Consider the following 12,486-nt stretch of genomic DNA (forward strand, 5'->3'; position numbering starts at 1 on the left):
ATCGGCGGAAGCTGCACTGCCGGCCATGCTATAGAGTTTTTTGAAGGGGGTCCGGGGGAAAGCTTTTTTGCACAAAAAAGTTTCCCCCGGAAATTCCCTTCTAAAAAATTTGAGGAATGCAAAATGGAAAAACGAATAAGGGTAGTGGTAGCGAAGCCGGGGTTGGACGGCCACGATAGAGGCGCCAAGGTGGTGGCCCGTGCGTTGCGGGACGCGGGCATGGAGGTCATTTACACGGGATTGAGGCAGACGCCTGAAGCCTTGCTCAAGACCGTGGTACAGGAAGACGCGGACGTGTTGTGCTTGAGTTCTCTTTCAGGGGCCCATGATTATCTCTTCCCGAAGATAGCTCAGACATTCAAGGACAACGGCATTATTGACGTATTGATCCTTGGCGGCGGTATAGTACCGGAAGAAGACATCCCCCACCTGAAGGAGTGCGGCATAGAAGAGATCTTCGGGCCCGGCACCAGAACCGACGACATCGTCGAATACATCCGTACCCACCTGAAGAAGTGAACTGTGGAACCGGCGACCCGACAAGCGGTCAGGCCGACGGGATCGGATGGGAATATGCTTCCGAGCCAGGGGCCTGCGGGAAGATACTCTCAAGGTTTCTTCCGGCAAAACCCTGGGCATGAAATAGCTTGATTGCAGGAGGTTTAAACATGGCGGACATTACCATGCCTATGAACGGCAAGGTTATAGCCCTAAACGCTGAAGTAGGCCAGGCTGTGGCCGAAGACGATGAACTCGTAATCATAGAGGCCATGAAAATGGAACTCCCCGTGGTGGCGACGCAGAGCGGCACAGTTAAAGAGATCAAAGCCAAGGTCGGCGAATCATATCAGGTTGGGGATGTGCTGGTCATAGTCGGTTAGCAGTGAGACGGTGAGGCCTTGTGAACTCAGTGAGGAGGCATCGAAACTTATGTTGCAGCCTCAAAGTGCGATGCCCCTTCGGTGCTCTGATCGTTCGCGTCCGGAACCGGCAGGTTCATGCGTGGAGGTGAATCGTGTGGGATGATTTCAAGGAAAAGACGGTCAAATGGGAGAGTGAAATCCGGGAAAAAACAGCCAAGAAGCCCGAACGGAAGGCCGAATTCTCTACGGTCTCCGAGTTGCCCGTGCAAAGGGTTTACTGGCCGTGGAGCGCGGAGAACTTCGTTCTCGAACAGGATCTGGGTATTCCCGGCTCGTACCCGTTCACTCGCGGAGTGCAGCCGAATATGTATCGAGGCCGTTTGTGGACCATGCGTCAGTACGCAGGATTCGGCAGTGCCGAGGAGACCAACAAAAGGTTCAAGTACCTAATTGAACAGGGCCAGACAGGACTATCCGTGGCATTCGATCTGCCGACCCAAATCGGGTACGACTCCGACGCTGAATTGGCCGCGGGTGAAGTAGGAAAAGTGGGCGTGGCCATAGACAGCGTCGATGACCTGAAGTTGCTCTTCCAAGGCATAGATCTTTCGTCGGTCAGCACCTCCATGACCATAAACGCGCCTGCGTCTATCTTGTTGGCCATGTACATTGCCGCGGCCGAAGAGCAGGGCACGAATGCCGCTAAGCTAAGAGGCACGATTCAGAACGACATACTCAAGGAATACCCGGCAAGGGGCACGTACATCTTTCCTCCAGCGCCCTCGATGCGTATAATCACGGACCTTTTTGCCTTTTGTAATCAGCACGTTCCTCTGTGGAACACCATAAGCATCAGCGGATATCATATAAGAGAGGCGGGCTCCACTGCGGTCCAGGAAGTAGCGTTCACGCTTGCCAATGGTATTGCCTACGTTCAGGCCGCGGTAAGCGCAGGGCTTGACGTGGACAGCTTTGGCGAGCGGCTGAGCTTTTTTTTCAACGCCCACCAGGACTTCTTCGAGGAATGCGCCAAATTCCGCGCTGCCCGCAGAATGTGGGCCCGTATCATGAAGGAACGTTTCCACGCCAAGAATCCTCGGGCCATGATGCTGCGATTCCATACGCAAACGGCAGGGTGCACTTTGACTGCGCAGCAGCCCGATAACAACGTGGTCAGGGTGGCCTTCCAGGCGCTTTCAGCCGTGCTCGGAGGGACTCAATCTCTACACACCAATTCCAGAGACGAGGCCTTCGCCTTGCCAAGCACGGAATCCGTGCAAATAGCGCTGCGCACGCAGCAAATCATCGGATATGAAACAGGGGTGCCTGATACGGTTGACCCATTGGCGGGATCGTACTATGTGGAAGCGCTAACCGATGAAATAGAGCGCCGGGCATTAGAGTACATCGAAAAAATAGATGAAATGGGCGGGGCTGTCAGAGCCGTGGAATGCGGTTATATCGAACAGGAAATACAGGATTCAGCGTATCGTTTCCAAAAAGCCGTGGAATCCGGGGAACAAGTTATAGTAGGGATGAATCGCTTCCAAACCGATTGGATTGCGCCATCCGGCCTGCTCAGAGTAGATCCCGCGGTCAGGCAAACTCAGATTCAGCGTCTCGAAAAGCTACGGGCTGACAGAGACTCAGCCGTAGCGGCTAATGCGCTGGGAGACCTCAAGAAGGCGGCTCAAGGTTCGGAAAACATTGTGCCTCCGATCCTGGAGGCGGTCAAGAAAAGGGTTACTCTCGGTGAGATCTGCGCGGTGATGCGGGAGGTGTTCGGCGAATATACTCACGCGTCCCAGTGCTGATCCATCAGCAAAGCAAGACAGTAACAATTCGCTTTCACATAGCATTTCTCTGCAGTTCTGTGGGAATGGCAGACCTCCGCCGGAATGACGCGCATAGGCAATCGGACATCATTCTCGGCATTTCCTCGAACGCTGCATGTTTGATCAAGAATCGGAGCGACGAGAGGAATCACTCGGCCTCTCTGCGATCAACCTATTCCCCAACCGAGGAAAGAGCCGAGCGAATTAACAAACATCGCAACGAAATAGGCCAGTGTAGTGGTATACAAAGCCGCGAACAGAGGCCATCTCCAGGTGCCGGTCTCCTTTTTTATGACGACTAAGGTGGTTATGCAGGGGGCATACAGCATCACGAAAACCAGGAGAGTAAAAGCTTTCAGAGGGTTCCATCCGGAATCTTGTTTGAGCGTATCGGAAAGATTACCAGCCTCTTTGGTGTCGACCTGGCCAAGGCCGTAAGCTATGCCCAAGGTGGAGACCACGACTTCCTTGGCTGCAAAGCCGCCGACAAGGGCAATATTGGTTTTCCAGTCAAAGTCCAGGGGCGCGAATATTGACTCGAGGGCCACACCGAGGCGGCCGGCTACGGAGTTTTTTAACTTTGCCGCCTGTTTCCAGTTTTCGATTTCTCCTTTTTCATCGGTGTATTTAGCATAGTCTGCAACCAATGCCGCCCCCGCAACCGAAGTATTTCCTTCCTTTTCAGAGTCCTTATTTTTGCTGTTAACTTCCAAGTCCTTTGCAAAGTTAAAAAAAACCGGGTTTTCCTTTTGAAGATCAGCGCCGGCCCCATTGTTGAATTCTTTTTGAAATTTCTCGAAAGCTTCAAGATCTCCTTCAGATTTGAACGTGTCCCGAACCGACGGCTTGGAGAGGAAATCAGAAACAAGCTTCGCTTGCCCATCTTCATAGGCTTTCATTTTGTCTGCAGGGAGTTCCGGAAACGTCATCAGTGCCCACAAAACGATTGATACCGCCAGGATGATGGTGCCGGCCTTCTTAATGTACATCCAGGTCCTCTCCCACGAGTGTATAAGCAGGCCCTTGAGCGTGGGAACCCGGTAGGGTGGTAATTCCAAAACAAAAGGAGCTGAAGGTCCACTCAGTATGGTTGAACGAATGACCCTGCCTGCCAGCAGGACCATGCCCCATGAGATAAGGGTCATATAAAACATGATGAGCGCCTTTTCACTGGAGAAAAAGGCACCGATCAACAGGGCATATACAGGTAGCTTGGCGCCGCAATTCATCAACGGCGTAACCAAAATCGTGGTGAGCCGCTCTTTGGGCTCTCTCATCGTGCGCGTGGACATGACTCCCGGGACCGCACATCCCCCAACAAGGCCGCCGGAAACCATGAGAGCGAGAATAGATGCGCCGTGCAAACCAAACGCGTGCATCAACCGGTCCATCATAAATGCAATCCTGGCCATGTAACCCGTGTCCTCGAGGAAAGCGATAGCCAGAAACATGAGGGCAATCAGAGGAGTGAACGAAAGAACTCCACCCACACCCTTGATAAGGCCATTTACGATCAAGGACTGCACCAGCCCCTCCGGAATGATGTCGGCCGCTACACCGGCCGTCCAATCAAAGAAAGCCTGGCAAGCTCGCTGAGCAGGATCACCGCCCTGAAAGGTCAAGGTGTAAACGCCATACAGCACCAGTAGCAGAATAATGGGCCCCAAGAGCCTGTTGGTAAGCACTTTGTCGATTTTGTCACTCAGATGCACGCGGTTGGCGCTGTCTACCTTGACCGCCTGCTTCATTGCGCCGGAAATGAAGCCGTATCGAGCGTCGGTAAGAGCAGTCTCAGGGGTATCGCCGATGATACCGGCCAAATGCTTGCGGCTGTCCTCCACTTGGCGAAACACCCCGTCGCGTCCGATCATCGCTTCGATTTGGCTGCCGATTTCGGTGTCTCCTTCCAGCAGTTTAAGGGCCACCCAACGGTGGGACGGCTGTTCATCCTCTATTCCCGCTTGATGCAGTTTAGTTTCGATCTTGCCTATTTCTTCTTCCGCCTCAGCCCCGTACCGAACCAGTTTCAAGCCCCTGACATTGCCATTCGAACGGGCAGAATCCACAGCCTTCTGCAGCAGATCTTGAATCCCTGTTTCCTTCTTTCCATTGGTCGAAACCACTGGCACGCCCAACAGTTCCGAAAGATGTTGCTCGTCAATATTGATCCCGCGGCCTTTTGCCACGTCTATCATGTTAAGCGCAAGAACCACGTTTACCCCCATTTCCAGGAGCTGCACCGTCAGGTATAGGTTGCGCTCAAGATTGGAGGCGTCCACCACGTCCACAACCACATCGGGTCCCCCATCGACAATGAAGTTCCGAGCGATGATTTCTTCCAGGGACAGGGCTGTCAAAGAATAGGTTCCGGGGAGGTCGACCACCTGTATCTCGTGGCTATCGTGAATCACCCTACCTTCTTTTTTCTCTACGGTTACTCCCGGCCAGTTCCCCACATGCTGCCTAGCCCCAGTGAGAGCATTGAATATGGTGGTCTTTCCCGAATTGGGATTGCCCGCCAGTGCTACGGTCAACTTGTTTCGAGGCATAAGCCTTCCTCCTTCAATTATCCGAGGCCGGTGTACTCATCAAGATTGACGCGGCCTGATATTTTCTAAGAACAACCAATGTTAGTTAGTCCTGTCTAATCAAGTTCGTGCTGCCTGTCAAGTATTTTTTTCCTCGCTTCGCCACAAGGACAGCGCATGGTAAATTCGAGGAAGGAATTGACCCGTAGGAAACGATCGTTCAAGCATGCGCAAGACATGCTGATAGCACCATCATGACCTTTTTCATGAAAACACTCCTCTGTGAAACTTGGGAATGCAGAAGATTCGGCCCGGTCCGAATTCCCCTGCCGACCGCTTGCACAAAGGGAGAAGCAGGGTCCGCGATGAACAAGGGCTTGACAAACCCGGCACCCTTGCTAAATTGGATGCAGGTCGAACACAGGACTGGGCCCCAAGAAGATAAGGAGCGATTTTCGTGCATTTGGGAACACGCAAAGCTTTGATGATTTGGATTACAGTGCTGGTCTATGCCCTTTCAGCGTGTGCATTCATCGCTCCGGGTCATTGCTGCTCCGGGCATTCCCACAGTGAGGGCGTGGCCCATGAAGATCACGATCACGTGATCGCTGGCTCTCCGTCTGATGAAGCCTTTTCCCACTTGTCGCCTCTTCCCAGTGAGCTCGCGTGGTCCCATAGACATTGCTGCGGACAGGGACTGCACGGCGAAGGAGAGAGAATCGCCTTTCACGCGGCGAGCCACCAAAGGTCAACCAACCCGAGCCGTCTGATAACATGGCTTTCACCGTCGGCCGAAGTGGTCCACGGGTCACCTGAATCTCCCCATGTTGACAGCTACGCAAGTTGCACTCTTAGCCGGGCCTCAGCCCGGAGCCCCGCACTGGAATCTATCCTCACGGTTTCTCTGCTTATTTGATCCCACCAATTAGCTGCCTGACGCTGCTCGGGGTTGTGTCGCGGCCTTTGGACGCGCCCGAGAATTGCGAGGTTTCCCATCTGTCGCGACTGAAAACTCAGTAAGCCGAAAGCCTTGCCTCGCGTTGAGACCGGTCGCCGCGTGAGCCATGCTGATTGTGCTCGTAGACCCATGTCGCAGCATAAGGGTTGAGCCGCAGTACAAGATTTCGGTCACGGCTGATATTCGGATTCCTGACCTCGCAAGGATATTCGCGTGTCGATAGATCGAGCAGCCCAGGAAGGCACGTCGTCTCATAAGAAAATCAAAGAACCTACAGTCTGCATGTTTCTGGATCGTTCCCGCAATCCGGGGCATCTAGGCAGATGAAACACTGAATCCAGGTTGATTCTGCTATCTGAGAAAAACCACGTGCAGAAGCTGGCTTTCAAAAGAATAAGGAGAACACCGTGAAAGGACTGATCACTGTTCTAGCGATACTGTGCCTACTAATTACAACGCAGGTGGCTTCCGCCAGAGGTGGAGCCAACTACCGTTCGGCCATCGACCGTAAGTGGAAAGAGGTTCAAGCGGAGAACAAGAGACGAGATCAACACTTCAAAAAAATCGAACAGGAAGCTAAGAGATCATTGCGTGGCATCCCTGGTCAGGACGGACCTGCTGAAAGCATTCCCTATCCCGGATGCCGTACGTGTCCTTAATTATAAGGAGTTGAACTGACCCTCTTTGGAGGAGCGCCGAGATCGGGATGACTTTGAGGAACCGAATCATGTTCAAAAGAGAATTCATAGGTATCTGCTTGGTACTTCTTGTCGGGATAGCCGCATTAGTATTCTTAGGCATGACGGAAAAGAAGGCTGTGGTGTCAAGCGGCGATCACGGTCATGGGCATGGGCACGGCCAAGATCAGGATCATGGTCATGACCATGCCGCCGATGTTGGTCCGAACGGTGGGAAACTACTGAAAGAAGATCCGTTTCAACTGGAGCTGGTGATTTATGAAAAGGGAACGCCTCCGCATTTCAGGGTATACGCCTCGAACGATCACAAACCCATAGACCCGCAGGATGTGACGCTATCAATAGAATTGGAGCGTCTGGGTGGGAGGCTCACCGTGTTTCATTTCAAACCCGGCCCGGGTTACCTCTTCTGCGAACAGGAAGTCGAGGAACCGCACTCCTTCTTCATAAAAGTCCTCGCCGAATGGAAGAGGCAGAAGTTTGACTGGCAGTACTCACAGTACGAAGGCCGGCTCGCCTTACCACCCGAACTGGCACAAAAAATAGGAATCGAATCCGCTATTGCAGGACCGGGGAAAATCAAATCCCTCAAGCAGTTGCCGGGTGAGATTGCTCTGAATGAAGATCGGCTTTCGCACGTAGTCCCTCGGGTGCCAGGGGTGGTCCTCGAATCAAAAAAGAACTTGGGAGACAAGGTCACCGAAGGGGAAATCCTGGCCATAATTGACAGTAGAGAGCTGGGAGAGGCCAGAAGCCGATATCTCGTGGCACTGGAACGAGAAAAACTTGCCAAGTACAACTTTGAACGAGCCCAAAACCTGTGGGAAAGGCAGGTCGTTCCAGAAAAAGAATTCCTAACGACACAGAAGGCGTTTCTTGAAGAAAAGATTGAACGGGCTGCGGCCGCCCGCAAGCTCCAGACTTTGGGGCTTTCGGAGAAAGACATCAGCGATCTCGCAGATGGGTCCCTCAAGAACCTCACCCATTTTATCATTCGAGCAGCATTCGACGGCGTTATTGTCAGGAAACACCTCTCTCCTGGAGAGTGGGTGAAGGAAGACGCCGAAATCTTTGCCATCGCCGACCTTTCCGAAGTCTGGGTTGAAATCACCGTGTATGAGAAGGACATGGAATCCGTCTATATAGGTCAGGAAGCAACCGTTCGAAACGGGGTTTCGGACCTGGAGGCTGTCGGAAGGGTGTCGTACATCGGCCCCCTCGTGGGCGAACAGAGTCGTACTGCCAAAGCACGAGTTGTGGTGCCGAATCCAGAAGGAAGATGGCGGCCGGGACAATTTGTCAAGGTTCATTTGGTGCGTGAGGAAATCACGGCTCCGGTGGTCGTACCCAATGAGGCGATCCAGAGTTTCCGCAATTGGTCAGTCGTTTTTTTTCAGCACGACGACCAGTACGAAGTTCGCCCTCTGGAACTCGGCAGAACCGACGGAAAACTCACCGAAGTGCGCAAAGGTCTCTCCTCTGGCGAGCGATACGTGACTCGAAATAGCTTCGTCCTGAAGGCCGAACTCGGTAAGGCCGGAATAGCCCATGAACATTAGGAATGCATAATGATAGCAAGAATCCTCAAGTTCTCGATTCAGCAACGATGGACCATGATCGGTCTGACTCTGCTAATGGCCGCGCTCGGCGTGTACAACCTCGGAAGGATTAACATTGATGCGGTCCCCGACATCACCAACATTCAGGTTCAGGTCAGCGCTTTAGGGCCTGGATTATCCGCTTTGGAGATGGAACAGAGAATCACGTATCCCGTAGAAACCGGACTTGCCGGGCTACCGGGACTCGTCCGGACTCGCTCAATATCTCAGTATGGGGTCACGCTGGTGACGGCAATATTTGAGGACGGGACCAATGTGTATTTCGCCCGCCAACTCGTCAGCGAACGTCTTCAAGAGATTAAAGGAAAGCTTCCGCCCGGGATTGAGCCAACTATGGGCCCTATTTCCACGGGTCTGGGCGAGATTTTCATGTGGACGGTGGAGGCTTTGCCTGGTGCCAAGAAGCCCGATGGAACGGCATACACGCTCATGGACCTGCGGACAATCCAGCACTGGATCATTCGACCGCAACTCAGGAACACTCCGGGCGTGACCGACATCAACACGATAGGAGGCTATGAAAAGCAATTCCACGTTACTCCTGATCCGTACAAACTCATTGCTCACGGATTGACCTTTACCGACCTTACAGCATCCCTGAATGCCAACAACTCGAATGTAGGAGCAGGTTATATCGAAAGGAGCGGGGGCTATTATGTGGTCAGGGCTCCAGGACAGGTGGCCGATCTCGAAGATATTCGGAAAATTATTGTGAAGAATGTCCGGGGTATCCCGATTCTTGTGAGGGATATTGCTACTGTCGAGCTTGGGAAGGAACTCAGAACGGGCGCAGCAACGAAAGATGGCGAAGAAACTGTCTTGGGAACGGTTTTCATGCTCATGGGTGAGAACAGCCGAGTTGTGGCGCAAAGAGCTGCCCAGAAGCTCAAAGAGATTAACCGATATCTTCCCGAGGGCGTTATTGCACGGGCCGTCTACGACAGGACAAGCCTGGTTGACCGCACCATTGATACGGTGCGCAAGAGCCTAACGGAAGGGGCGATACTAGTCATAGTGATCCTGTTCCTGTTCCTGGGAAATATCCGAGCGGCATTTATTACTGCGCTGGTCATCCCGCTGTCCATGCTCTTTACGGCCACCGGCATGGCCATAAACAAGCTGAGTGCCAACCTTATGAGCCTGGGGGCCATTGATTTCGGCATTATCGTGGACGGCGCAGTCGTCATTATCGAGAATTGCGCTCGCAAGCTTACCGAAGCCCAGGAAGAGCATGGTAGAACTCTTAACCAGGGGGAGCGCATCGACATCATCTGGAAAGCATCCCAGGAAGTACGCAAACCGATGCTGTTCGGGGAGCTTATCATCATCATTGTGTATTTTCCGATTCTGGCGCTCAGCGGGGTTGAGGGAAAGATGTTCACCCCCATGGCTCTCACGGTTCTCCTAGCCTTGACCGGCGCGCTTGTTCTCTCGTTCACTTTTGTCCCGTCGGCCGTAGCAATATTCCTGTCACGTGGACTCTCTCACGGAGAAAACTTCGTCACACGCAGAACGAAACAGTTGTATCGTCCGGTCCTCACAATGGTCCTAAATAACAAGAAATTGGTGGTCGTAGCAGCGGGAGTCATCGTGGCCATAAGCGCTCTCGCCGCCACCCGTATGGGAAGCGAGTTTATCCCCACTCTTGACGAAGGTGACGTCGCTATTCACACGTCGCGCATACCGGATACGAGTTTGACGCAAACGATAGAGTTGCAGTCGCTTGTGGAAAAGAACCTTCTCCAAACGTTTCCGCAAGTTGCCATGGTGTTCGGAAAAGTGGGAACGTCGGAGATTGCCACTGAACCTCACCCGCCAGGTACAGGAGAAAACGCCATTATCCTGAAGCCGCGCAGCGAGTGGCCCGATCCAAACCTCCCCAAAGCGGTACTTGTCAAACAAATTGAGGAAGAGGTAGGTAAAATTCCTGGCAGCAATTCGGAGTTCAGTCAGCCGATTCGTATGCGATTTAATCATCTGTTGGCCGGTGTTTTCAGTGACGTAGCGATCAAGGTGTTCGGTGATGATATGGAAGTCATGCTGCATAAGGCTGAGGAGGTAGCCGAACTGGTCAAGAGAATCCCTGGGGCCATGCACGTAAAGGTGGAACAGGTCTCGGGGTTACCGATGTTGACCGTGCAGATGAAGCGCGAAGAGATGGCCAGGTATGGCCTCAACGTCTCGGATGTCCAGGAGATAGCTGAGATGGCTGTCGGCGGAAAGACAGCGGGACTGGTCTTTGAGGGAGACCGCCGTTTCGACGTAGTGGTTCGTCTCCCAGAAGATCTTCGAACCGATGTCGAGGCTTTGCGAGAGTTGCCTATTCCCCTGCCACAGCATGAAACGTTTGAAGGGCCGATGTTATCGTCAGTGAGCAATCCCGAGAGAAAAAAACCGAGATTCTATACCACCTTGGGGTCCGTTGCCGATTTGGTAGTTGTCATGGGTCCCAATCAGATCACTCGTGAAGACGGCAAGAGACGGGTTGTAGTGACCACGAACGTCAGAGACCGAGACCTTGGTTCATTTGTGGAAGAAGCTCAGAAGATCGTTCGGGAAAAGGTCACGGTTCCAGGGGGTTATTGGATCACATGGGGTGGAGAATTCGAGCAGCTTATCTCTGCGGCGAAACGTCTTCAAGTTGTGGTTCCCTTGGCGTTGTTCCTCATCCTCGCATTGTTGTTTGCCGCATTTGGATCACTGCGGTACGCCTTCCTGGTCTTTACAGGAGTTCCTCTCGCCCTGACGGGAGGGCTGGCAGCATTGTGGATCAGGGATATTCCACTTTCCATATCCGCGGCTGTCGGGTTCATTGCCCTTTCTGGGGTCGCCGTGTTAAACGGGCTTGTTATGATCACATTCATCAACAACCTGCGGGAAGAAGGCAAGCCGTTGGAAGAAGCGATTATTCAGGGGGCACTCACTAGGTTGCGCCCTGTTCTGATGACTGCACTCGTGGCATCTGTAGGTTTCATTCCCATGGCAATTGCGACCGGTACCGGGGCTGAAGTCCAAAAACCTCTTGCAACAGTGGTTATAGGCGGTCTGATTTCGAGCACACTCTTGACACTGATGGTATTGCCTGCACTATACGCTCTCGTGGAAGGACGAGGACATAGCGTGATGAAATTGAGTGGTGATGACTGATGCGCCATTGCCTCGGGGGGTAATATGCCAATTTCATGTCCACTCGATCAAGAGGGACGATCCCAGTTTTGGAGTGTTCCATGAAGAACGGTTTCCTGTATATCTTTGCCATAGCGCTGTTTCTGTTAACGCCTCTCATCGCAGCTCCGCACGGACCAGCCAAGGATCAGAAAGGGGAAAGGGTCTTCTGTTGTCACGGGAAGGGGAAATGCGATAATCTGCACGGAAAAGCCGATTGCGAAAAGGAAGGCGGAAAGGTGGTCAAAAGCTGCAAGGAGTGTAAGTAGATCACTAGGTCGTCATTTCAGATAAGCCGTTTCAAGGCCCAGGAGAAGGCGTGGCAAGGATTCTGTGTTGCTGCAACGCTTTCTCCTAGACATGGTCACAAACCGTCATCTGATGCAAGAAGGGCAGAGCATCGAGCCTCTTGAAACGTCTCTGCTATCCGAGCTTTGCCAAGTCCCGAGGACATTTCGCTCGGAAGCCCTCGGGAGGTTCTAGCCGCAGCAAGCCACGTCCCATCGGCGGTCAAAACCTCCAGCGTCGCTGTCCTTGGCGTCCTTTTCTTCTTCGTCTTCTTCGGCCTCGCGGCCGTTGTTGTCATCGTCTTTCTTGGCCACGAGAAGCCAATTTCCGCTGCCGTCAGGATTCAGGACCCCATTCGGGAGAACGATTTCAGATTCGTGGTACCGTCCTTGGAGAGCCGCTTTGTCATAGCTCGTGATATTCTGCGGTCCCGACGTGCCCCGATCCGAAATCAAAAACAAAGAGAGAGCAGTGATCAATAGGACGCCGAGCAAGAATTTCACTTGGTTCTGCATGATTAAATCTCCTTATC

9 protein-coding genes are annotated in these 12,486 nt (G+C 52.8%); 7 read left to right on the forward strand and 2 right to left on the reverse strand.

Annotation, left to right across the window (positions count from 1 at the left end; genetic code table 11):
• The first annotated feature begins 123 nt into the window (after positions 1 to 123).
• From HY913_18970 to HY913_18980, 3 genes are all read left to right on the forward strand, one after another.
• A complete protein-coding gene (locus HY913_18970) occupies positions 124 to 519 on the forward strand; it encodes a cobalamin B12-binding domain-containing protein (protein ID MBI4965366.1) in 396 nt (131 codons plus the stop codon).
• A 149-nt stretch (positions 520 to 668) separates the two neighbouring features.
• Positions 669 to 881 carry an acetyl-CoA carboxylase biotin carboxyl carrier protein subunit gene (locus HY913_18975; protein ID MBI4965367.1) on the forward strand — a complete coding sequence of 71 codons (213 nt, stop codon included), beginning with the start codon at positions 669 to 671 and terminating at the stop codon, positions 879 to 881.
• A gap of 134 nt (positions 882 to 1,015) precedes the next feature.
• Positions 1,016 to 2,677, forward strand: coding sequence for a methylmalonyl-CoA mutase family protein (locus tag HY913_18980; GenBank protein MBI4965368.1), 1,662 nt, complete (start codon positions 1,016 to 1,018; stop codon positions 2,675 to 2,677).
• Positions 2,678 to 2,865: 188 nt separating this feature from the next.
• Here HY913_18980 and feoB read toward each other — a convergent pair whose 3' ends face one another.
• On the reverse strand, positions 2,866 to 5,247 hold the full coding sequence (gene feoB, locus HY913_18985; GenBank protein MBI4965369.1) for a ferrous iron transport protein B: 2,382 nt from the start codon (positions 5,245 to 5,247) through the stop codon (positions 2,866 to 2,868).
• Positions 5,248 to 6,591: 1,344 nt separating this feature from the next.
• On the opposite strand from feoB, the gene HY913_18990 reads away from it, so the two are divergent.
• From HY913_18990 to HY913_19005, 4 genes are all read left to right on the forward strand, one after another.
• On the forward strand, positions 6,592 to 6,843 hold the full coding sequence (locus HY913_18990; GenBank protein MBI4965370.1) for a hypothetical protein: 252 nt from the start codon (positions 6,592 to 6,594) through the stop codon (positions 6,841 to 6,843).
• 68 nt (positions 6,844 to 6,911) lie between these two features.
• Entirely contained in the window at positions 6,912 to 8,441 is a 1,530-nt protein-coding gene (locus HY913_18995; protein MBI4965371.1) for an efflux RND transporter periplasmic adaptor subunit, read from the forward strand.
• A 9-nt stretch (positions 8,442 to 8,450) separates the two neighbouring features.
• A complete protein-coding gene (locus HY913_19000; protein MBI4965372.1) occupies positions 8,451 to 11,648 on the forward strand; it encodes a CusA/CzcA family heavy metal efflux RND transporter in 3,198 nt (1,065 codons plus the stop codon).
• Positions 11,649 to 11,728: 80 nt separating this feature from the next.
• On the forward strand, positions 11,729 to 11,935 hold the full coding sequence (locus tag HY913_19005; GenBank protein ID MBI4965373.1) for a hypothetical protein: 207 nt from the start codon (positions 11,729 to 11,731) through the stop codon (positions 11,933 to 11,935).
• Between the two features lie 210 nt (positions 11,936 to 12,145).
• On the opposite strand, the gene HY913_19010 is transcribed toward HY913_19005, so the two are convergent.
• Positions 12,146 to 12,469 carry a hypothetical protein gene (locus tag HY913_19010; GenBank protein MBI4965374.1) on the reverse strand — a complete coding sequence of 108 codons (324 nt, stop codon included), beginning with the start codon at positions 12,467 to 12,469 and terminating at the stop codon, positions 12,146 to 12,148.
• Positions 12,470 to 12,486 lie beyond the last annotated feature (17 nt).

Origin of the sequence: Desulfomonile tiedjei (assembly GCA_016212925.1) — a bacterium.
Lineage (GTDB): Bacteria > Desulfobacterota > Desulfomonilia > Desulfomonilales > Desulfomonilaceae > JACRDF01.